Consider the following 22,381-nt stretch of genomic DNA (forward strand, 5'->3'; position numbering starts at 1 on the left):
GTGTCAGCCGCGCGCGGCGGGGGTGCGCCGGTCCGGAAGGGCCAGGCGCACCGCCGGCACGATGCGGCGCACGATGATGTCGACGCCGCGCGCGTTGGGATGCCGCCCATCGGCCTGGAACAGCGCCTGGTTGCCCGCCACACCGTCGAGGAAGAATGGGTAGAGCGGCACGCCATGCTTGCGCGCCAGCCGCGGGTACATCGCCTCGAACGCGCGGCGATAGTCGCTGCCCAGGTTCGGCGCCGCGCGCATGCCGACCAGCAGCACGCGGATCTGGCGCCGCTTCAACTCGGTCAGGATCAGGTCGAGGTTCCTCTCGGTAGCGGCCGGCGACAGGCCGCGCAGCATGTCGTTCGCGCCCAGCTCGACGATCACCAGGTCCGGCTTTCGCTTCAGCCCGCGCAGTCCCCAGGCGAGCCGCGCGCGCCCTTGCGCCGACGTGTCGCCCGCCACGCCGCCATTGCGCACCGTGACGTCGGGCATCGTGCGGCGAAGCGCCCCCTCCAGCCGGGTGGGAAATCCCTGCGCGGGCGGCAGGCCATAGCCGGCGGTCAGGCTGTCACCGAATGCCCAGATCAGCCGCTCTGCCTTCACGGGCGCAGCGGCGAACAGCACACCGGCAAGGAGCAAATGGACAGCAACCATCATCGCCCTGTATCCGCGCCATTGTGATAGCATCCGCTTCTCCCTCGTCGCCCGGCCCTAGCCCGGATGGCAGCCCCGACGATACCGTCGTCATCCACGCCCGCAATCTGACGCTGTCGCTGGGACGACCGCCGGCGCGCACTGACATCCTGCGCGGGATCGACCTGACCGTGCGGCGCGGCGAAAGCGTTGCGCTGCTTGGCCCGTCGGGTTCGGGCAAGTCATCGCTCATGGCACTCCTCTCGGGCATGGAGCGCCCGACGGGCGGCAGTGTGACCGTTGCCGGGCTCGCCTTCGATCGCTTGAACGAGGATCAACTCGCGATGGCGCGGCGCGGCCGCATCGGCATCATCCTTCAGGCGTTTCACCTGCTGCCGACGATGACCGCGCTTGAAAATGTCGCGGTGCCGATGGAGCTGGCCGGCATGCCCGATCCCTTCGCGCAGGCGGAGGCGGAACTGACCGCGGTAGGCCTCGGCCACCGGCTGACCCACTATCCGGCGCAACTGTCGGGCGGTGAACAGCAGCGCGTGGCGATTGCCCGCGCGCTGGCGCCGCGTCCGGCGCTGCTCTTCGCCGACGAGCCGACCGGCAACCTCGATGGCGCAACCGGGGCGGCGATCATGGATCTGCTGTTCGCGCGCCACGCCGCGGCTGACACTACCCTCTTCGTCATCACCCACGATCCCGCGCTCGCGGCGCGGTGCTGCCGGGTAATCTCGCTCGCCGACGGGCGCGTCGTCAGCGATAGCGCCGCCGAATGATCAACGCGTGGCGGCTCGCCCTTCGCGATCTGCGGGCCGGCGGCCGCGGGCTGTGGCTGCTGCTCGTCTGCCTGTTTCTCGGCACCGCCGCGCTTGCCGGTATCGGCTCGCTCTCCGCGTCGATCACCAGCGCGCTGGACGCGCAGAGCCGGCAGTTGCTCGGCGGCGACGTCGAGCTCCGCGTGTCGCAGCGACGCGCCACGGTCGAGGAGAATGCAGCCTTCGCCGCCTTCGGCCGCACGTCTGAGGTCATCGCCGTCAACACCATGGCTCAGCCGCTGAACGGCGGCGCGCCGGCGCTCATCAACTTGCGAGCCGTCGACGACGCATGGCCGCTGGTCGGCCGCCTCGCGCTGGAGCCGGGCGCGCTGCGGCCGCGCCCGCACGGCAATCAGGTGGCCATCGCCCCCGCGCTGGCGCAGCGACTGAAGGTGAAGGTGGGCGACACTGTGCGCATCGGCGCCGCCCGCTTGCGGATCATCGGGCTGATCGAAGCCGAGCCGGACGCGCTGGGGTTCAGCTTCGGCCCCACCGCGCTGGTCGACATGGCTGGGCTGGATGCCACGCGCGTGCTGCAGCCGGGCAGCCTCTATCAGGCGCGTACCCGCATCCTGCTGCGCCCGGGCCTTGATCCCGCCACTGTCGGCGACACCGTCGCCCGCCGCTATCCAAGCGCCGGATGGAGCGCGCGGACGCCGGAGGACGCCTCCGGCAATGTGAAGCGAAGTATCGATCAGCTTGGCCAGTTCCTGCTGCTCGTCGGGCTGGCTGCGCTGGTGATCGCCGGGATCGGCATCGGCAGCGGGGTCAGCGCCTATCTGACGCGCAAGAGCCGCGTGATTGCCACCCTGAAGGTGCTGGGCGCTCATTCGCGCACGATTGCGGCAATCTTCCTGATCCAGCTGGGTCTGGTGGCAACGGTTGCGGTGCTCGCTGGCCTGGCGCTCGGCACCGCCATCCCGTGGCTTGTCGCGCAGCTTGCGGGGGACGCGCTGCCGGTCCCGCCGCGACTTGGGATCTATCCTGTACCCTTGTTGGTGGCGGCGGGGCTCAGCCTGCTCGTCGCCCTGCTCTTTTCGCTGCCCGCACTCGCCCGCGCGCGCTCGGTGCCGGCCGCCAGCCTTCTGCGTGACGCGATCGACAACTCGGCTCGTCCTCCCGTCCGGGTCCTGCTCGGCATGGCGGCAGTCCTCGCGCTGCTTGTCGCGCTGACTGTGCTCACCGCCAGCAATCGCGGCGTGGCGCTGGGGTTCACCGCTGCCACGGGCGCGGTGCTCGCGACGCTCTGGATCCTCGGCATAGTCCTTCGCCGGGGCCTGTCCCGCCTCCCGCGCCCACGCCCTCCGCTGTTCCGGCTGGCGCTAGCCAACCTGCACCGCCCCGGGGCGCAGACCGACCGGCTGGTCGTCGCGCTGGGGCTTGGCTTCTCCTTGTTCGTGGCGCTCGCCGTCATCGACACCAGCCTTTCGAACGAACTCGCCAGTGCCGCCCCGGCCAAGGCGCCGCGCTTCTTCGCCATCGATGTCCAGCCGGAGGATGAACCCGCGTTCCGCGCCGCCGTCCGCCGCGCCGCCCCCACTGCCACGATCGAGGCGGTCCCCTCGCTTCGTGGCTCAATCGTCGCGCTGAAGGGCCGGCGCGTGGCGGACATGAAGAACCTGCCGGAGGATGCGTGGATCCTGCGCGGCGATCGCACCATCACTTGGTCGGCCACCGTCCCGCCGCGCAACACGGTGGTCGCGGGGGAATGGTGGCCGCGCAACTATCGTGGGCCGCCGTTGATCTCGCTCGAGGATCGCGCCGCCGAACAGCTCGGCCTGAAGGTCGGCGAGACGATCACCGTCGCGGTCCTGGGTGTCGACGTTCCCGCCCGAATCGCCGCGCTGCGAAAGGTCGACTGGCAGGGGCTCGGCCTCAATTTCGCGCTGATCTTTTCGCCCGGCTATATCGAGGAGGCGCCGCACGGAATTCTCGCCAGCGTCTATGCGCCGGCCGGGCGCGATGGCATGATCGCCGGCGAAGTGGCGCGCGCGCTCCCCTCCGTCACCATGCTGCGCACGGGCGACGTCATTGGTCAGATCAGCGAACTGCTCGGCCAGGTTGCAATTGCGATCCGCGCCGCGGCGGCTGTTACCGTGGTGGCCGGCATCGTGGTGCTGATCGGCGCGGTTACCGCCTCTGGGCAAGCACGACGCTACGACACCATCATCCTGAAATTGCTGGGCGGCAGCCGGGCCCAACTGCTGACCGGACAGGCGCTGGAATATGGCCTCCTTGCGCTCCTGCTCGCCGCCGTCGCGCTGCTTATCGGCATGGCGGGCGGCTGGTATGTCGTGACGCAGGTGCTCGATCTGACCTGGGCGCCGGACCCCCTGGTCGTCGGCCTGACGCTGGCCGGCGCGATCGTCGCCACGCTCGGCATCGGTGTGCTCAGCAGCCTCCCGGCGCTCCGCGCGTCGCCGGCGGCGGGGTTGCGCAGCGACTGATCGGCCAGCCGAACAGGGCGTTGTGCCTCGTCCCGGGCATGATCATCGTTCCCTGTCCGTTCCTTCGCTGCTATGGCCTGCGCCATGATGGCCGGTCCGACTCGAAAGATCATCCATGTCGACATGGACGCCTTTTTCGCGTCGGTGGAACAGCGCGACGATCCGTCGCTGCGCGGTCGACCGGTCGCCGTTGGCCATGCTGCGGCGCGCGGGGTCGTGGCGGCCGCCAGCTATGAGGCACGCGTCTTTGGGGTGCGCAGCGCGCTGCCGTCCGTAACCGCGCTTCGTCGCTGCCCCGACCTCGTCTTCGTTCCGCCCCGCTTCGATGTGTACAAGGCCGTTTCGCGCCAGATCCACGCGATCTTCGCCGAATTCACGCCGCTCATTCAGCCATTGTCGCTGGACGAGGCATATCTGGACGTGACCCAGAACCGTGCCGGTTTGCCGACGGCATGGGCCACCGCAAAGGCGATCCGCGCCCGCATTCTGGAGGAAACCGGCCTCACCGCATCGGCGGGCGTTTCGTACAACAAGTTCCTGGCGAAGCTCGCGTCCGACCACCGAAAGCCCAACGGGCAGTTCGCGGTGACACCCGACATGGGTGCCGCCTGGGTCGAAACGCTGCCGGTTTCCCGCTTCCACGGTGTCGGCCCGGTGACAGCGGCGAAGATGAAGCGGCTCGGCATCGAAACCGGCGGCGATCTGCGCGCCAAGCCGCTCGACTTTCTGGAACGGCATTTCGGCAGTTCCGCCAGCTGGTATTATGCCATCGCACGCGGGATCGACGATCGCCCGGTGAACCCCAACCGCGTGCGTAAATCCTCCGGCTCGGAAACCACCTTCGATCGCGACCTGACCGATCCTCAGGAAATCGAGGCCGGCATCATCCGCATGGCTGACGACGTATGGTCCTGGTGTGAAAAGGCCGGCGCCTTCGGCCGAACTGTTACCGTAAAGATCAAGTTCAAGAACTTCCGCCAGATCACGCGCAGCCGCAGCCATAACCACGCCATCGTCACGCGCGACCAGCTGGTCAGTGCCAGCCTCGATCTCGTCCGGTCGATCTATCCCCCGGAAACCGGCATTCGGCTGGTTGGGGTCACCGTCTCGAACTTCGACGCCCCCACCGCAGACGACCCGCAGGATTTGCCGCTGTTCGACGTGGCGGCGTCCTAACCGCTAACATTGGAGAAAGCGGCCGCCGCCTGAGCGTTAGAGAACACGAAAGCGCCACTCCCTGTCGACCGGCCCTTCAGCGTCACATCGCTCAACCGCTCGGATCAGCGACCCGGCATGGAGAAGGAAGGCGGGTCGCTCGCCGGGAACGACTCGTCCGATGCCTCATCCACCTCCGACCAACGCGGCTGGGCGTCGCGGATCTCTTCCGGCCCGGCATCGCGAACCTGGCTGAACCCGCCCTGCTCCCCCGGGAGCCGCGTCAGCGCGGCGGGCGCGGGCGCCGGCTCAGGCCGGTCTGCTCGCCGAAAGCGTCCAACGGCATAGCCCATCACCAGCGCCAGCAGGACCCACGGCAGCGTTGAGGGGGGGTGTGCCTCGCGCGCCCCGCCGCGGCGCTGGGGCGTCACCGCTTCAGCATAGGCGACGCCGGAAACCTCCTCGACAATTACCAACTGATCATCGTCCGCATTCACCAGCCGCTGATACGCCGGCGGGCCGCGGTCTGCGGCGCCCTCGCCGCGGAGGCCGTTGTCGGCACCGGATTGGTGGTTCGACGAATCCGCCATGCCATAAACGCGGGTGTCAGGATCGGCCATCAGAGTGAATCCTCGCGGTTAGGGGTGCGCTGGCGCCATCGAGCATCGAACGTGGCAGGACGGTGGAGGCCCCGACGACGGTCTCTCGCGATGATGCCATGCCTCGTCACGACTTGCCTCGATGCTGCTGACGAAAAAAGCCGCGACATGCCTCCGCGGTTCCGCTCGCCACCCGCACGGCTCGCGCGGCTACACCACGCCGCGCACTTCAGGCACGTCGAGTGCGCTCAGCCGGGCCTCATGCCCTTCGCGATCGATGCGGTAGAATTTCCATACCGCGATCGACAGGAAACTCAGTGCCGTGACCAGCGTCAGGAAGGTCCAGCCAAGCGCCGCCAGCGTCTCGGCAGGCACTTGTCCGGGAAGCGCGCGGCGCGGAAAGGCGATGAACGTCAGGATCGCGCCGCCCATCACCGTTCCCATCGCCGTGATGATCTTCTGGATGAACTGATCCGCCGCGGTAATCAGCCCCTCGGATCGCCGACCCGTCTTCGCCTGCGCATCTTCGACGATGTCGGCGATCATCGAACTGACCAGGATGAACCCGCCATAATAAAGCACCGCCGATGAGAAGGCGAAGCCGACCAGCGTCGGCAGCAGCCGCGGGTCACCGTTTTCGAAGAACAGGCCGGACAGCCGCAGCAGCAGCGGCATGTTGGTGAGGATCGTGCCGAAGAAGAACAGCCCCATACACGCGGGCTTCTTCCCATAGCGGCGCGACAGCATCGCGCCCACGACCGCGCCAAATGGCGTTGCGACAAATCCGGCCACCGTAGTCAGCAGCAGCGCCGACGCAGGCAGCCCCCAGATGAAGGTCGCGACATAGGCTTCCAATACCGTGCGGACGCCAAAGCCGATCCCCGCCAGCGCGCCGGCGATGATCGCCACCGCCATGTTCCGGTTGTGCAGCGTCTCGGCCGCTTCGCGCAGCGACCGGCGCCAGTTGCGGTCCCGCTCCGGTGGCTCGTACAAGGTGCCGCGATAGCGCCGCGTGCCGAACGCATTGATGAACATCGCGGTCAACATCAGCAGCGCCGAGGCAATGCCCAGCTTGCCATAGCCCGAACGCACCAACTGGCCGACCGCGCCGGCCTCCGGCGACAGGAACCAGCCAAGGCCGAGGAAGGCGGTGATCATGGCGCCGACCGTCCCCAACACCCAGCGCCACGCGACCAGATTGGTCCGCACGTGATAGCCAGGCGCCAGCTCGGGGGTGAGCGCATTCGCCGGCACCTCGAAGAAACTGTAGCACAGGTTCAGCAGCAACGCGGTGACGAGCAGCCAGGCGAAGGTCACGCCGGGCGATAGCCCGACCGGCGGATTCCACATGAGCGCGCACAGGATCGCGGTTGGGATCGGCGCTGCGAACATGAGCGTATGCCGCCGGCCGAACCGGGATCGCAGATTGTCGGAGAAATGGCCGATCGCGGGATCCCAGACCGCATCGAACGCGATGACAATGGCCAACGCCAGACTGACCGTCCACGCCTCCAGGCCGACCACCTGGCTGTAGAACAGCAGCATCAGCGACCGAAGATAGATGATTGATCCGCCCGCAATCGCTCCGGAGCCATGCGCTAGCTTCGTCGACAGCGGCAGCGCTGCCGGCGCGCGCCGTTCAGGTGTGTCCGCCACGCCAGCTGCAATAGTGGCCATGAACCTCTCCTACCATGTGCCTGGATGTGCCAGGCCTCAATGCTGTTGGGGCGTGCGCATCTATTCTGATGCGTCACGCCCCACGATCGTCAGAACTTGAACTGTACTTCCACCCCCGCCTGGCGAGGGAAGGTATAGCTGTACACTTGCCGGTAATTGGTCGCCGCCCCGGTCGAGAAGGCGCCGTCATATCCCAGCGTGTCGAAGAGATTGCGGGCAAAGACGATGACGGTGATCCCGTCGTCCGGCCGGGTGTAGGTGATGCGGGCATCAACCTGGTCCCAGCCAGGCGCCCGGCTGATCGGGCTTTCGAACACCGAGTAATAAGCGTCCGATCGATAGGCGTAGCTGGCCGCGAGGAAGACGTGATCGTTGGCGCCTACTTCGATGTCATACAGCGCCGATATCGCAACCTTGTGTCGCGATGCGGCCGGCAGCCTGTTGCCGGTGATATCCTCCAGGACGTTGCCCGGCATGCCCTCGTCATCGAAAAGCCGCGGCGCCCGCAGGATCTTCGTATCGTTGAACGAATAATTCGCGGAGATTTCCAGCGAACGCGTGACGTTCCACGCGCTCTCGACCTCGATTCCCCACGACCGTGACTTGTTGATGTTGAAGAAATTGGTGGTGGTCAGCGTCGATCCCGGTCGGACGACGACAATCGGGATCTGCGCATTCTTATAGTCGTAATAGAATCCGGTGACGTTGAGCATCAGGGCCGGAAGCGGCCGGCTCTTCACGCCGACTTCGAATGCGTCGACGATTTCCTTGTCGACCACCGGGCTGTCGGCGTAGCTCCCCAGATTGAAACCGCCGGCTTTTAGACCACGGCTGTAGCTGCCGAACACCAGCGTATCGTTGTTCGCCTTCCAGTCGAGTCCCAGCCGCCAGGAGAAGCCGGACCAGCTATCCTCCAGCTCGCGGGTCGCCGCGCCGACGCCCGGCAGATTGAGCAGGAAACGGGTCAGATCCTGCGCCGCCGCAGCAGCGCCGCACGCGCCCAGCCCCACCACGGTCGCATCTGCTCCCGGCGTCAGCGTGCAATAGGTTGCGGCGCCCGCAGGCTGCCACTGGATCACGCGATAACTTTCGATCCCGCGCTTCTTGTCCCAGGAGTATCGCAACCCGGCGGTCCCTTTCAGACCGTCGATCAGCTCGTAATCAACCTGGCCGAAGCCCGCGAGGCCATCGGTTCTCAAATCTCCCGACCCGTCGTAGAACGCGCGCCGCGGGTTGGCAGGGCAGTTCGGCACCACCGCGAAGCTGACCGGCGCGACACAGATCGGTGCCGCCAGCCGCTGGCTCAGGGTGTCGCTATTGTCGCCATCGACGAACCAGGTGACCGGCTGGAAGTATTTCTCGTGGAACTGATAGGCGCCGACAATCCAGTTGAACCGCCCCTGCGTGGCATTGGATAACGTCAGCTCGTTGGTGTAATATTTCTTATCCTCTTGGTAATCCTGCACGTAGGTCGGATTGTACGAGTAGGTGCGGAAGGCATTGGCCAGCCCGAACGGTGCCAGCGCTGCTATAGGCGCGGATCCAAAACTGGTGGTCACCAGCTGGTTGGCGGTATAATCCAGATCGGCGAACGCCTGATATTTATACTGGGTATATCCCCCGACATATTTCAGGGCGACACCGCCGATGTCCGCGGTAAAGTTCGCAACGAACGTATGATTGTCGCTCAGCAGCGACTGGTTCAGCGTGTTGCTGTTGATCTTCCACGGGTCGGTGACGGAGGGATTGGGCACGCCGTAACCGAATGCAGCGGCCGGGGTCAGCGAATTATCCGTCGCACCATCGATGTCGTTGGTTACATAGGGGCTGACCTGCACGCCTACGGGATTGCTGTCGTTCCACTCGGCATGGCTGTATTTCAACCACAACTGGGTGGTGTCCGAAAAGTCGTACTGAAGCTGCGCTTCCAGAAAGAAGCGGTTGGTGAACCCCTCGTCGCGGGACGTCGCCGTGCGCGCGATATTGTCGTACCTGGCCCCGGTTGCACGGGTTACCTGGGCGGAGAGGCGCGCCTTCAACCCGCCCACGATCGGGCCCGACAGATAGCCTTCGGAAACCATCTGGAGATTGTCCACGCTGAAGCGCCACTCGCCGGTCGTTTCTTCCGTAGGACGTTTTGAAATGACGTTGATCGCGCCGCCCACAGAGTTGCGGCCATACAGGGTTCCTTGCGGCCCGCGCAGGAATTCCACCCGCTCTACAAACATCGGCGTCTTGGATGCCTCCGCGTTCGACGCGGTGTAGAAACCGTCATTGTAGATCGCGACGCCGGGGTCGGAGCCGATGGTGTTCGTCAGTCGCCCGATACCGCGCAGCGACAGGCGATCGAGCGATGACGAGAATGTCAGCCCGGGAGTGAAATTGGCGAAATCCTGGATCGAGCGGATGCCGCGCCGGTCGCGGTCACTCGATTCGAAGACGCTGATCGCGATCGGCACGTCCTGGATCGCTTCGGCTCGCCGTTGAGCGGTGACGACGATGTCGTTGAGCGCAGCGGTGTCAAAGGGATTGGATGGGGCGCCGGCTTGTCCCGCCCCGGCGCTCGCCCCCTGTGGTGGCGATCCTCCCGGATCGCTTGCCGGAATCGCCTGTACGCCGCCCGGTTCGCCGGTTTGCGCCGCCGCATGCCCACTCACCAGCGCGATCATTGCCGCGCCTGCCCGCATCCTCGCCTTCATCGCCGTTCCTCCTCCTGAAAGAGGCGGCCGGGGGCGCTCGCGTCGCTCCCGTGTCCGCTAGACCATTGTCATCAGCTTCTCGGATCCATGCTTTGAGGGGCACATCGCGATGCCTTTACGCGCGATGCGGAACATTGCCGTCGGCTTCGCCAGCAACCGCCACCTGCTTGTTCGCCGCAGGATGTTCGGTGCTGAAAAGAGTGGACGGTCGAAGAAGGAAGCAACGGCGGATCGGCCGGCGCCCGCGGGTGCCGCTGCGCTGACCGTACGCCAAACGGCGACGATCCCGCATGCCTGACCGATGGTCGGCGCGAATGTTTCCGCGAACCGCCGCATGATCTTCCTCTCCATAACCAGTTTTGGAACAACTGGCGCGGCTGTCAAGTTTGCAATGTTGGCGGCGGGTAGTCCGCTGCGCCGAAATGGCCTATGTTCACGCCGTGACACGTAGCGCCGCCCCGGCTCACGATCGAACCGCGCGCTTCGCGCAACGGCGCTCGCAGATCCTCGATACGGCGTCGGCGCAGATCAACCGGCATGGTGCGCGGGGCATGACCCTGACTGCTGTCGCCAAGGCGCTCGGCCTCGATACAAGCAGCGTCACTTACTATTTCAAGCGTAAGGACCACCTCGCCGCGGCCTGCTACGAACGGACGCTCAATTGGGCGCTCGAGACGGCACGCGAAGCCGCGCGCCAACCAACCGCTGCCGAGCGCGTCCGCCACCTCATCGCGGCGCAATTCGATCTCTACCGGCGCAGTCGTAATGGGGAGGTCGGCGATTTCGCCGTTCTCTCCGACATTCGGGCGCTCGATGAGACGACGCGGGAGCCGCTGGAGGCAGCCTATCTCGAAAGCTTCGCGGTCATTCGCGGATTCTTCGCACCGGAGGGCGCCCGGGCGTCAGGATCGCGCAGCGCGATCGCCGCCACCCATCTGACCGCCAGCCTGCAATGGCTGCCCGCCTGGATCGACCGTTACCAGACGCGCGACTTCGATCGGGTGCAGGAACGGCTGTACGACGTTCTGGCCAATGGCCTTGCGCGCAGCAATTCACCCTGGCCGGTCACTGTTGCGCCGCCCCCGCAGGACGCCAGCGACGGCACGCAGGGGCGCTTCCTCGCCGCCGCCACTCGCCTCATCAATCGGCACGGTTATGTCGGCGCAAGCGTGGAGCGGATCGCCGCGGAACTGGGGGTCAGCACCGGCAGCTTCTATCACCACCTCGACAATAAGGATGATCTGGTCCTCACCTGCTTCCAGCGCTCCTTTTCGACCATCGAGGCAGCACAAACGCACGGCGACGCAACCGGCCGCGACGAGGGCGAGCGCCTGGCAATTGCCCTCGCCAATCTCGTCGGCCTTCAGTTCACTGACGACAGCCCCCTGCTCCGCATGAGCGCCTATCAGGCGCTGCCGCTGGAGTTGCGCGCCGACATGCTCGCGCTGGCTGGACAGGTCACCCGCCATGTCGCCGGGACAATCGCCGATGGTATCGCGGATGGATCGTTGCGACCGGTCGATCCGCTGGTCGCCAGCCAGACAGTGATGGCGGCTGTCAGCGCCGCTTCCGACATGCACCGCTGGGCGCAGGGGCGCGACCCGTCGGACGCTGTCCGCGCTTATCTTGAGCCGCTACGCGTCGGCATATTCCACTAGGCGCCGCCGCTCTGGAACAGCCGCGCGCGTTCGCTATCGGCCCGCGGCGGTATCCGCCGGCCCGTCATGTGGTGCCTCGAACGTCGCCCAATCAGCGTCCCCGCCGGGCGGCGGCGGATCGCCGGCAATACTGCCCGGCTCGACGATCGCGCCGGTCCTCAGGCGATGCAGGTGAACCTTCGCGATCATGTTTGCTGAGATCGGCGCAGTGATGAACAGGAAGACGCAGATAAGCAGTTCATGCGCCGTCCAGATCCCCAGCCGCGCCTGGAAGAAGATCATGGAGCCGATCAACAGCGCCCCCAGCCCCAGCGTCGTCGCCTTGGTGGGGCCATGCAGCCGCTCCATCGTCGATGGCAGACGCACCAGCCCCCAACTGCCGATCAGGACAAACGCTGCCCCCAACAGGATCAGTGCGGCGATGATCGCGTCGACCACCATGGTCATTCCACGATGTCCCCGCGCAGCACGAACTTACAATAAGCGATCGTGCCGACGAACCCGACCATCGCCAGCAGCAGCGCGGCCTCGAAATAGGCATTGGTCTCGCCGGTCATGCCGATCAGGATGATGATGGCGATGACGTTGATCACCATCGTGTCCATCGCGACGATCCGATCGCCCAGCGCCGGTCCGCGCATCAGCCGCCAGCAATTGCACATCAGCGCCAGCGATACGGCGGCAAAGGCGATGTGGAGCGCCGCGTCGATCATACGAACACCCGTTGCAGCCGCGCCTCATACCGCTGCTTGATTCGCGCGATTTCAGCTTCCGGATCGGCCACGTCCAGCGCATGAACCAGCAGGAAGCGCCCGTCAGCGGACACATCCGACGATACCGTCCCCGGCGTCAGGCTGATCGTCCCCGCCAGAACAGTGATCGCCTCGGGCGTATGGAGATCCAGCGGAATGACCAGCCACCTCGCCCGCAGCTCGCGATTGCGACGAAACAGAATAACGGCGGCGACCTGGAAGTTGGCCACCACGATGTCGAACAGGACGATCGCGACATAGACCAACAGGTCGCGCCCGAACCGCACCGCCGGTCGGTCGGGCCAAAAGGGCGCGGTAAAGCGCGGCAGCACCACCGCAAACAGGCTGCCGAGTACCAGCGCACCGACCGAGATGGTGTTCACCATCAACAGCCATATCACGAGCAAAAGCACCGATAGTCCCGGATGAGGCAGCAATTTCCTCATGGCTGCCCCGTCCTGCCGGCAGCCGCCGGCTCCAGCACCGCGCCGATATAGGCGTCGGTGTCGAATACCTGATGAGCAGCGCTCCCTGCCCAATCGCTGGCGGGCCCGGCAAAGATCGTCCATCCCACAAGCGCACCGATCGCCAACGTCGGCCCCAGGAATGCGGCGCGCGGCAGCGGCGCGGCGGTAATTGCGGCCGCCTCGGGTTCCGCCGCTTTCCAGAAGATGGTGCTGCCGGTGCGCGCAAACCCGATTACCGCCAGCAAGGTGGTCAGCAGGATCGTTGCCCAGATCACCGCCTGCGCCGCCGTGCCGGTCGTGGCACGCAGCATCAGCAGCTTGCCGATAAAGCCCGACAGAGGCGGCAGCCCCGCCGCCGCAATCGCCGCCGCCAGGAACAACAGCCCCGCCGCCTGCTGTCCCGCGAACCGTGGGGCGGCGACTGCCGCATCACCATATTGCCCGCGGAGCCGGAGCACGACGTCGGCGACCAGGAACAGCGTCGCGCCGGCCAGCGTCGATTGCACCAGATAATACAGCGTCGCCGCCGTGGTCGGCTGCGTCCAGGCGGACAGCACAATCATCACCGTACCGGTTGATCCCAGCACCGCGAACGCCGCCTGTTCGCGCAGTCCACGCGCCGCCAGTACGCCGGCAAAACCAAGCGCCGCCGTGAGCAGGGCCGCGGGCAGCAGCCATGGCGACGGCACCCAGGCGGCCGCCCCCGCCTCCGCGCCGAACACCAGCGGGACGACGCGGATCATCGCATAGACACCCACCTTCGTCATAATCGCGAAAAACGCCGCAACGACCGGCATCGTCGCACTATAGGTTCGTGGCAGCCACAAATGGAGCGGCACGGCCGCCGCCTTCAGCGCGAACACGGCGGTCAGCAACAGGCCGGCGGCGCGGATCAGGCCAGCGTCCTCGGGCGGGACCTGCGCCACGCGCTGCGCGAGATCGGCCATGTTGAGTGTGCCCGTCAGGCCGTAAAGCAGACCCAGCGCGATCAGGAAAAGCGCGGATCCCACGATATTGACGATGACATAGGCAACGCCCGCCTTCAGCCGCGCTGCCCCCTGCCCGTGCAGCATCAGCCCGTAGGAGGCGATTAGCAGGACCTCGAAGAAGACGAACAGGTTGAACAGATCGCCCGTCAGGAACGCGCCGTTCAGCCCCAGCAGCTGAAACTGGAACAGTGGATGGAAATGCCAGCCACGTCGATCCGCGCCGGTGGCGATCGCATGGACCATCACGATGACGCCGAGCACCCCCGCCAGCATGAGCATCCCGGTCGACAAGCGGTCGAGCACGAGGACGATGCCGAACGGGGCTGGCCAGTTGCCGACCGGATAGGTCCGGATCATTCCGTCGCTCGCTTGCGCAAACAGCGTGACGGCCGCCAGCAGGGTGAGAATGCAGCCAAGCAGAGAAATGCCCGCGCCCAGCCGGCGGCGGCGGCGCATCACCAGCAGCGCGACTGCAGCCGTCATGGCCGGCAGCACCACCGGCCCGATCACCAGTTGATCCGCCAGCGTCATGGCCGCGGATCCTCATCGCGCTGGTCGGCCTCGACCCGGCCGTCGACCTGGTCCGATCCGCTTTCCAGAAAGCTGCGCAGTGCCAGGATGACGACCAGCGCCGTCATGCCAAAGGTGATGACGATCGCAGTCAGGACCAATGCCTGCGGCAAGGGGTCGGTATGCTCGACTACCGCCTTGTCATAGATCGGCGGGCGGTCGACGATCAGGCGGCCGATGGCGAACAGGAACAGGTTCACCGCATAGGAGATCAGCGTCAGCCCCAGCACTACCTGAAACGTGCGTCCCCGCAGCGAAAGATAGACGCCGCCAGCCACCAGCGCGGCGATCGCGGTCGCAACCAGGAACTCCAGGCTCACGAGGCTTTCCCCTCGTCCGGCTGGCGCGCTGCGCGCTGCGCCACATGGCTCAATTGCGAAAGCGCCATGGTGACGGCGCCCAGCACGACGCAGGCCACGCCCGTATCGAACAGCATCGCGGTGGCCAGCTCGAACTCGCCGATCAGCGGCAGGTGGAAATATCCGAAGCTGCTGGACAGGAACGGTGCACCAAAGGCGAGCGAGCCCAGCCCTGTCGCGATCGCGATCAGGACACCGAAGGCAATCAGCGGATGTTCGCCCATCCGGCGCCGCTCATCGGTCCAGTCGAATCCGGAGGCGAGATATTGCAGCAGGATGGCGATAGCGAAAACCAGCGCCGCGACGAACCCGCCGCCGGGCTGGTTATGCCCCCGCAGGAAGATGTAGATCCCCACCAGCAGCGCGATCGGCAGCAAGAGCCGCGTGGCCATCACGAACATTACCGGGTGCCGCTCCGGCGAATGCGGCATGTCCTCGCGCCACTCCCGCAACCGTCGTCCGGCGACACCGCGGACCGCCGGCTCCAGAAGCGCGAAGATCGCAAGCCCCGCAATCCCCAGAACGATGATCTCGCCCAGCGTGTCGAAAGCGCGGAAGTCCACCAGCGTCACATTGACCACATTGGTCCCGCCACCGCCGGCATAGCTGTTCGCCCAGTGGAAGGAGGAGATCGTGTCGCCCTGCTCGCGGGTCATGATCCCCCACGCGCCCACGCCGGTGGCGGCGCCGACAAACAGCCCCAGCACCGCGTCACGCCCTCGCCGGCTCACGCTCGACAGTGCGCGCGGGGTTTTGGGCAGAAGGTGAAGCGCAAGCAGAAGCAGCAGGATCGTGACCACTTCGACCGCGATCTGGGTCAGCGCCAAATCAGGAGCGGACAAGTGGATGAAGGCAAGCGCCATAACCAGGCCGATGACGCTGATGAAGATCAGCACCAGGAAACGATGCCGATGCATCAATACCACGGCCAGCGTGGCGACCAGCAGCAGCAGCCAGGCGATGACCGCGGTCATGCTCGCGGGCGTCGTAGCGCGCGTGCCGGTCACGATCGCGCCGGGAACGCCCGCGCCATCGATCGCGAACAGCGCGGCAACGGCGAACACCATCAGCAACGCGCGTTGCAGCGAGGGCGCGTGGATCGCGAGCGACACGCGCCGCGTGCGCTCGACGAACGCCCCCAATGCAGCTTCGAACATCCGCTTTGCGTCGGGCGCTCGCCAGCCTCGGACGCGTCGCTCCAGAATCGGATAGCGCGCCAGCAGCAGCGCACCGGCCACGACCGCGCCGACGCTCATCGCGAGGGCAGCGTTGATCCCGTGCCACAGCGAAAGGTCGACTGGCACTGCCGCGCTTCCCGTAACCGCCGCTGCGGCCTGCATCACCAGCGGCCCTGCCAGCCACATCGGCGCCAGCCCCAACGCCAGCGCCACCGCCACCAGCAACAATGGCGGCCCCAGCAGCAGTGCGCCGGGATCGTGCGGGGCCGGCACATCGCCGGTGCGGGTCGGGCCGAAGAACAGGCCCAGCGCATATCGCAGCGAATAGGCGACCGACAGTGTTGCGCCGATCGTCGCCAACGCCGGCACCAGCCATGGTTGCCCGACGGCGACAGTGTGCGCGCTTTGCTCCAGCATCATCTCCTTGGAGATGAACCCACCCAGCGGCGGCAGCCCGGCCATCGCAGCAGCGGCAAGCGTCCCGCCAACGGCGGTCAGCGGCATCAGTCGTGCCAGACCGCCCAGTCGCCGAATGTCGCGGGTGCCCGTCTCGTGATCGACGATCCCGGCGTTCATGAACAACGCTGCCTTGAACGCGGCGTGGTTGAGGATGTGGAAAATCGCCGCCACTGCGGCCGCCGGCGTAGCGAAGCCCAGCAGCATGACCATCAGGCCAAGCTGGCTGATGGTCGAATACGCCAGAATCGCCTTCAGATCGTCTCGAAACAGCGCGACGGCGGCACCGAATATCAACGTGATCAGCCCGGTGGTCGCCACCAGGCCGAACCACAGGTCCGTCCCCGCCAGCACCGGCCAAAGCCGCGCCAGCAGGAAGACGCCCGCCTTCACCATCGTCGCGGAATGGAGATAGGCGCTAACCGGGGTCGGGGCCGCCATCGCGTGCGGCAGCCAGAAGTGAAAGGGGAACTGCGCCGACTTGGTGAACGCGCCCAGCAGGATCAGCGTCAGCATCAAGGGGTAGAGTGGCCATTGCTGCACCAGATCGCGCTGCGCCAGAATGCCGGGCAGCTCGTACGTTCCCGCCGCTTGTCCGAGCAGGAGCACGCCGGCGATCAGCGCCAGTCCACCGCCGCCCGTGATCGCCAGCGCCATCCGGGCACCCTGGCGCGCGTCCGCCCGGTCGCGCCAGAATCCGATCAGCAGGAATGAGGAAAGGCTGGTCAGTTCCCAGAAGATCAGCAGCAGCAGCACGTTGCTCGACAACGCGATGCCCACCATCGCGCCCTGAAACAGCATCAGGAACGAGAGGAAGCGACCTGTCGCCTCCGTCCGGGCGAGATAGCCTTGCGCATAGAGGACGACGAGCAGCCCGATGCCCAGGATCAGGCCGGCGAACAGCAACCCGAGCGGGTCGAGCCACAGGCTGATGTCGAGGCCCAGTGCCGGGATCCACGGCACATGTGCCGCTATCCGCTCACCCGCCAGCACGGCCGGAGCCATCGACAGGAGCAATGCCAGCCCGCCAGCGCTGGCGACCGCCGCGATCGCGACATGCAGCGCGCGCGACGCCCGCGCCAGCAAGGCGAGCGCCATCGCAGCCGCGAACGGCAGCAACAGCAGAACAAGAAGGGTCAAGCGAACGCCTGCATGATCCGCCCCCTCTTACATGGCTGGGCGGTCAGATCGACCCTTGGCGTCATGAATCGACCCGCCGGGCCGTACGGGAACGTCAGCCGGGCAACGCGGCGGTGACGATGATCTCCACCTTATAGTCGGGCGACGCCAGCGTCACTTCGCCGGTCGCGCGGGTCGGGGCATTGCCGCCGCCGATCCACTCTTCCCACACAACATTCATCGCGTCGAAATCGGCGATATCGGCCAGCCAGATGGTGGCATGCAGCAGATGCGCCTTGTCGGTTCCCGCCTGGGCCAGCAGTGCATCGATTTCGGCCAATGTGCTCCGCGTCTGGGCCGAAACATCCTCGCCGGGGTTGCCCACCTGGCCGGACAGATACACGACCCCGCCGTGGATCACGATCTGGCTCATCCGCCCATCCTGGTCGATCCGGGTAATCGTCATCGCACTTCGTCCTTTCAGTAACGGTCCAAGCTCAGCCCGTCGGTGGGGATCGGCGGGTGCTTCCCGGCAATGATCGATGCGACCACCGCGCCGGATCCGCACGCCATCGTCCACCCCAGCGTCCCGTGGCCAGTGTTAAGGAACAGGTTGTTCACCTTGGTCCGGCCGATGATCGGCGGGCCATCGGGCGTCATCGGACGCAGCCCGCTCCAATAGCCTGTCTCGCCCTTGTCCGCGGCGCCTGGGAACAGATCGTTCAGGCAGTGAAGCAACGTCGCCTCGCGCCGCGGCGGCAGCGACCGATCAAAGCCGGAGATCTCGGCCATGCCACCCACCCGGATACGGTTGCCAAGCCGAGTGATGGCGATCTTGTAGGTTTCGTCGAGCAGGGTCGATTCCGGCGCCCGCGTCGCATCGGTGATCGGCACGGTTATCGAATAGCCCTTCACCGGATACACCGGCAACCGCACTCCCAGTGGAGCGACGATGCGCGGCGAGAAGCTGCCCATCGCGACCAGATAGGCGTCGCCGCGGACAATCCCGCCGCTGGTCCGCACGCCGGTGATGAGGCCCCCCGCCTGCTCCAGCACCTCGACGGTAGTGGACCACCGAAATTCCACGCCATCGGCCGCGAGCCTCTCGGCAAGCTTCGTCGTAAAGATATGGCAATCACCCGTCTCGTCGTTGGGCAGGCGAAGACCACCGGCAATCAGATGGCGCGACCCGGACAGCCCCGGCTCTACGCGCACGCAGCCATCGACATCCAACAACTCGTACGGCACGCCATAGGATCGAAGAACCTCGACGTCCTTCGCACTCCCCTCCAGCTGCTTGTCCGTGCGGAACAGCTGGAGCGTACCCTGCGACCTTTCATCATAGGCGATGCCCAGGCGGGTGCGCAGCGCCTTCAACTCATCGCGGCTGAACTCCGCCAGCCCGACCATACGGCTCTTGTTAATCGCATAACGTTGCTCTGTGCAGTTGCGCAGCATCATCGCCAGCCACGTCAGCATCTGCGGGTCCAGCCGTGGGCGCAGGATCAGCGGCGCGTGGCGCATCATCAGCCATTTGATCGCCTTCGCCGGAATGCCGGGCCCCGCCCAGGGCGAGGCGTAACCCGGCGAAATCTCTCCGGCATTACCGAAACTCGTCTCCAGTGCAGCGGCAGGCTGGCGATCAATCACGACCACCTCATGCCCTTCCTGCCGGAGGTAATGAGCAGCAGTGACGCCGATGACCCCGGCGCCGAGAACCACGACCTTCAACGCACGTCTCCAGCAATACAGGCGGTGGTGATCCCGCGTTCCAGATAGGAACGCGCGTGCCGCCGACCGAGGCTCGTCAGAATTTCATAAGCGATCGTACCGGCGTCTGCGGCGACCTGATCCAGGCTCTGGCCCGGCCCAATCAGTTCCACCAAATCGCCTTCCTGCAACGCCCCCGCGTCCAGCGCGGAGATATCGACCATGATACTGTCCATCGACACGCGGCCCACGATCGGAAGCCGAACGCCATTGTGACAAGCGGCGCCGCGATTGCTGAGCGCGCGCGGCCACCCATCGGCGTAACCGATCGCCAGCGTTGCCAGGCGCCGCACATCAGGCGCGGTATAGGTCAGGCCATAGCCCACCCCGGTACCGGCAGGAATTTCCCGCGTCTGCAGGACCCGCGCCCGGAGGCTAACGACGGGACGAATAGCCGCTGCTCCGGCGGGCAGCGGCACGCCGTACAAGGCAATGCCGGCGCGCACGACGTCGTTGTGAAAGGCACGCGGGAGGGCGCTGCCAAAGCTGTTGGCAATCGATCGCGGGACACCCGGAAACAGGGCTGCCATCGCTTCGAACCGGTTCAGCTGCGCCGCATTGCTCATCGCATCCGGCTCGTCGGCCGACGCAAGGTGAGTCATCACTAGGCGCAGCTCCACCTCTTCGGCAAAGCTGGGGTCGTCGGCCAGCGCCTGCGCCATGGCCGCATCCACCCCAAGGCGCGACATGCCAGTGTCGAACTGCAAGGCGGCCGGCAGCCGCTGTCTCCGCCGGCGTGCCGTGTCCCGCCACCGGTGCAGCGCCCCCGGCGCGTTCAGTGCGGGGACGAAGCCTTGGTCGGCACAGCTGTCTTCGGCGCCCGGATCCAACCCGTTCAGAATGACGACCGTGCAATCCGAGGCGACAACGTCGCGCAGTTCCATCGCCTCGCACAATTGCGCGACAAAGAACGTCCGGCATCCTTCGCGGTACAGCGCGGGCACGACGCGCATCGCGCCGACGCCGTACGCGTCTGCCTTCACCACCGCACCACATTGCGCCGGCGTCACATGATCGCGCAGGTTCCGGTAATTCGCTGCGAGCGCGTCAAGATCGATCGTCAGCTCGCTGGAATAGGTCATTTCGTGCGTCATCGCCCTTGGCATTCTCGCGCGCATGTTGAATGCAGTAACTGCAAATGTCTGGCCGTTTCTGCGACGGATGCTGCGAAATATCGCGTTCGTCAGCAGATAGTGCGTCCATCATGAAGGATCCTGCACCCATGCTCGACGCTGTCGATCGCCGCATCCTCAACCAGCTGCGACTCAACGCGCGGATCACGAATACGGCGCTCGCCAGGGAAGTCGGGCTATCCGAATCCGCCTGCCTTCGGCGGCTCAAGCTAATGGAAAAGTCGGGCGTCATTCGCGGCTACACCGCTGTCGTTGCCGGCGTGGATACGGATGAAGGCACTGTCGCGATCGTCCAGGTCGAACTCCTTCGTCAATCGGAGGAATACCTCTCCCGCTTCGAAGCAGCGATGCGCAAGCACGCTCAGATCCGCGAATGGTATCTGCTGACTGGCATGGGGGATTACCTGCTTCGGGTGCAGATCGCCGACATGGAGGATTATGCGACCTTCCATCGCGAAGTGCTGTCGCGGCTTCCGGGGGTCTCCCGGATCACATCGAGCTTCGCGATGCGGAGCCACCGAAAGGCCTGAAACGCACGCGCACGCCCGCTTCAGGCCATGACTGCCTCGCGGAACGATGCGCCTGTCTTTTCGCGGACTTCATCGATCGACACGCCGGGCGCCAATTCCAGCAGCGTCAGCCCCTGCGCGCCACATTGCATGACGCAAAGATCGGTGATGATCATGTCGACGCAGCCAGCGCCGGTCAGCGGCAGCGTGCAGACCTCCAGCACCTTCGGCTTCCCTTGCTTCGACACATGATCCATGACGACGATCACGCGTTTCACGCCGGCGACAAGGTCCATTGCCCCGCCTACGCCCTTCACCATCGCGCCGGGGATCGTCCAGTTGGCGATGTCGCCGCGCGCGGAAACCTCCATCGCCCCCAAGACGGTCAGGTCGATGTGACCGCCACGGATCATCGCGAAACTATCGGCCGACGAGAAGAAACTCGATGTCGGCAGCAGGCTGATCGTCTGCTTTCCCGCATTGACCAGATCGGGGTCGACCTCGTCCTCATAGGGGAATGGCCCCATGCCCAGCATGCCATTCTCGGACTGCAGGATCACGTCGATGCCGGCCGGGATGTGATTAGCCACCAGGGTGGGGATGCCGATCCCCAGATTGACGTAATCGCCGTCGCTCAACTCACACGCGGCGCGCGCCGCCATTTCGTCCCGGGTCCAGGCCATCACACCGTCTCCCGAGGGCGGGTCATCCGCTTCTCGATACGCTTCTCGTTGATCGTGCTTTTGACGATACGATCGACGTAGATGCCCGGTGTGTGGACCAGGTCGGGATCGATACTGCCGGCCGGCACGATCTCTTCGACCTCGACGACGGCGACGCGCGCGGCGGTCGCCATTTCCGGATTGAAGTTCCGCGCGGTGCGCCGGAACACCAGATTGCCTGCCGGGTCGGCCTTCCACGCCTTCACAATTGCAAGGTCCGCGCGCAGCCACGTCTCGCGCACATAGTCGCGGCCTTCAAACGTCTCCACTGGCTTGCCTTGGGCCAGCAGGGTGCCGACGCCCGTTGCGGTGTAGAAGGCGGGAATGCCCGCCCCGCCGGCACGAATGCGCTCCGCCAACGTGCCCTGAGGGGTCAGTTCCAGTTCCAGCTCTCCGGAAAGATACTGCTGCTCGAACAGCTTGTTGTCGCCGACATAGGACGCGATCATCTTCGTGATCTGCCGCGATTGCAGCAGCATCCACAGACCGAAATTGTTCGCGCCGGCATTGTTCGAGATAACCGTCAACCGCTGGACCCCGGAGGCCCTGATCTCGGGGATCAGGCTCTCCGGGTTCCCGGTCAGGCCAAAGCCGCCGGACATGATGGTCATGCCGTCGAACAGCACGCCGTCCAGCGCCTCCTTCGGGCTATCGCAGATCTTGGTGCGCACTGC

21 protein-coding genes are annotated in these 22,381 nt (G+C 65.8%); 5 read left to right on the forward strand and 16 right to left on the reverse strand.

Annotated elements, in window-relative coordinates:
* Positions 1–3: 3 nt before the first annotated feature.
* On the reverse strand, positions 4–645 hold the full coding sequence (locus K0S66_RS07700; RefSeq protein WP_301074932.1) for an arylesterase: 642 nt from the start codon (positions 643–645) through the stop codon (positions 4–6).
* A gap of 92 nt (positions 646–737) precedes the next feature.
* On the opposite strand from K0S66_RS07700, the gene K0S66_RS07705 reads away from it, so the two are divergent.
* From K0S66_RS07705 to dinB, 3 genes are all read left to right on the forward strand, one after another.
* Entirely contained in the window at positions 738–1,409 is a 672-nt protein-coding gene (locus tag K0S66_RS07705; RefSeq protein ID WP_301074933.1) for an ATP-binding cassette domain-containing protein, read from the forward strand.
* The gene (locus tag K0S66_RS07710; protein WP_301074764.1) at positions 1,406–3,895 is read left to right on the forward strand and encodes an FtsX-like permease family protein; all 2,490 of its coding nucleotides are present in this window, start codon (positions 1,406–1,408) and stop codon (positions 3,893–3,895) included. Before K0S66_RS07705 ends, K0S66_RS07710 begins: the two co-directional genes overlap by 4 nt.
* Before the next feature lie 84 nt (positions 3,896–3,979).
* Positions 3,980–5,071 carry a DNA polymerase IV gene (dinB, locus tag K0S66_RS07715; RefSeq protein ID WP_301074765.1) on the forward strand — a complete coding sequence of 364 codons (1,092 nt, stop codon included), beginning with the start codon at positions 3,980–3,982 and terminating at the stop codon, positions 5,069–5,071.
* A 104-nt stretch (positions 5,072–5,175) separates the two neighbouring features.
* Here dinB and K0S66_RS16760 read toward each other — a convergent pair whose 3' ends face one another.
* The 4 genes from K0S66_RS16760 to K0S66_RS07735 form a co-directional block, all read right to left on the reverse strand.
* Complete coding sequence (locus K0S66_RS16760; RefSeq protein WP_366520794.1) at positions 5,176–5,670, reverse strand: hypothetical protein; 495 nt, start codon at positions 5,668–5,670, stop codon at positions 5,176–5,178.
* A 189-nt stretch (positions 5,671–5,859) separates the two neighbouring features.
* On the reverse strand, positions 5,860–7,326 hold the full coding sequence (locus K0S66_RS07725) for an MFS transporter (RefSeq protein WP_301074766.1): 1,467 nt from the start codon (positions 7,324–7,326) through the stop codon (positions 5,860–5,862).
* 89 nt (positions 7,327–7,415) lie between these two features.
* The gene (locus K0S66_RS07730; protein WP_301074767.1) at positions 7,416–10,025 is read right to left on the reverse strand and encodes a TonB-dependent receptor; all 2,610 of its coding nucleotides are present in this window, start codon (positions 10,023–10,025) and stop codon (positions 7,416–7,418) included.
* Between the two features lie 57 nt (positions 10,026–10,082).
* Positions 10,083–10,409, reverse strand: coding sequence for a hypothetical protein (locus K0S66_RS07735; RefSeq protein WP_301074768.1), 327 nt, complete (start codon positions 10,407–10,409; stop codon positions 10,083–10,085).
* Positions 10,410–10,447: 38 nt separating this feature from the next.
* Between K0S66_RS07735 and K0S66_RS07740 the strand changes: the two genes are divergently transcribed.
* Positions 10,448–11,683: a TetR/AcrR family transcriptional regulator gene (locus K0S66_RS07740; RefSeq protein ID WP_301074769.1), complete on the forward strand. Its 1,236-nt coding sequence runs from the start codon at positions 10,448–10,450 to the stop codon at positions 11,681–11,683.
* A gap of 33 nt (positions 11,684–11,716) precedes the next feature.
* Here the strand turns inward: K0S66_RS07740 and K0S66_RS07745 are convergent, their stop codons facing one another.
* The 9 genes from K0S66_RS07745 to alr all read right to left on the reverse strand — a co-directional run bounded on the left by K0S66_RS07745 (position 11,717) and on the right by alr (position 20,437).
* A complete protein-coding gene (locus K0S66_RS07745) occupies positions 11,717–12,130 on the reverse strand; it encodes a Na+/H+ antiporter subunit G (protein WP_301074770.1) in 414 nt (137 codons plus the stop codon).
* Positions 12,127–12,396, reverse strand: coding sequence for a K+/H+ antiporter subunit F (locus tag K0S66_RS07750; protein ID WP_301074771.1), 270 nt, complete (start codon positions 12,394–12,396; stop codon positions 12,127–12,129). The genes K0S66_RS07745 and K0S66_RS07750 overlap by 4 nt, the downstream gene beginning before the upstream one ends.
* Positions 12,393–12,881, reverse strand: coding sequence for a Na+/H+ antiporter subunit E (locus tag K0S66_RS07755; RefSeq protein WP_301074772.1), 489 nt, complete (start codon positions 12,879–12,881; stop codon positions 12,393–12,395). The genes K0S66_RS07750 and K0S66_RS07755 overlap by 4 nt, the downstream gene beginning before the upstream one ends.
* Positions 12,878–14,422: a monovalent cation/H+ antiporter subunit D gene (locus tag K0S66_RS07760; RefSeq protein WP_301074773.1), complete on the reverse strand. Its 1,545-nt coding sequence runs from the start codon at positions 14,420–14,422 to the stop codon at positions 12,878–12,880. Before K0S66_RS07760 ends, K0S66_RS07755 begins: the two co-directional genes overlap by 4 nt.
* Positions 14,419–14,775, reverse strand: a complete 357-nt coding sequence (locus K0S66_RS07765) for a Na+/H+ antiporter subunit C (RefSeq protein WP_366520802.1) — start codon at positions 14,773–14,775, stop codon at positions 14,419–14,421. The genes K0S66_RS07760 and K0S66_RS07765 overlap by 4 nt, the downstream gene beginning before the upstream one ends.
* Positions 14,776–14,777: 2 nt before the next feature.
* Complete coding sequence (locus K0S66_RS07770) at positions 14,778–17,594, reverse strand: monovalent cation/H+ antiporter subunit A (RefSeq protein WP_301074775.1); 2,817 nt, start codon at positions 17,592–17,594, stop codon at positions 14,778–14,780.
* Positions 17,595–17,688: 94 nt separating this feature from the next.
* Positions 17,689–18,039, reverse strand: coding sequence for a RidA family protein (locus K0S66_RS07775; RefSeq protein ID WP_301074776.1), 351 nt, complete (start codon positions 18,037–18,039; stop codon positions 17,689–17,691).
* Positions 18,040–18,053: 14 nt separating this feature from the next.
* Entirely contained in the window at positions 18,054–19,304 is a 1,251-nt protein-coding gene (locus K0S66_RS07780; RefSeq protein ID WP_301074777.1) for a D-amino acid dehydrogenase, read from the reverse strand.
* Complete coding sequence (gene alr / locus K0S66_RS07785; RefSeq protein WP_301074778.1) at positions 19,301–20,437, reverse strand: alanine racemase; 1,137 nt, start codon at positions 20,435–20,437, stop codon at positions 19,301–19,303. The genes K0S66_RS07780 and alr overlap by 4 nt, the downstream gene beginning before the upstream one ends.
* 110 nt (positions 20,438–20,547) lie before the next feature.
* Between alr and K0S66_RS07790 the strand changes: the two genes are divergently transcribed.
* Positions 20,548–21,006, forward strand: coding sequence for an Lrp/AsnC family transcriptional regulator (locus tag K0S66_RS07790; protein ID WP_301074779.1), 459 nt, complete (start codon positions 20,548–20,550; stop codon positions 21,004–21,006).
* A 20-nt stretch (positions 21,007–21,026) separates the two neighbouring features.
* On the opposite strand, the gene K0S66_RS07795 is transcribed toward K0S66_RS07790, so the two are convergent.
* Together K0S66_RS07795 and K0S66_RS07800 are read right to left on the reverse strand one after the other, a co-directional pair.
* Entirely contained in the window at positions 21,027–21,668 is a 642-nt protein-coding gene (locus K0S66_RS07795; RefSeq protein WP_301074780.1) for a 3-oxoacid CoA-transferase subunit B, read from the reverse strand.
* Positions 21,668–22,378 carry a CoA transferase subunit A gene (locus K0S66_RS07800; protein ID WP_301074781.1) on the reverse strand — a complete coding sequence of 237 codons (711 nt, stop codon included), beginning with the start codon at positions 22,376–22,378 and terminating at the stop codon, positions 21,668–21,670. The genes K0S66_RS07795 and K0S66_RS07800 overlap by 1 nt, the downstream gene beginning before the upstream one ends.
* Between the last annotated feature and the right edge of the window lie 3 nt (positions 22,379–22,381).

The sequence above is a fragment of the Sphingomonas sp. genome (assembly GCF_029239295.1).
GTDB lineage: Bacteria > Pseudomonadota > Alphaproteobacteria > Sphingomonadales > Sphingomonadaceae > Sphingomonas.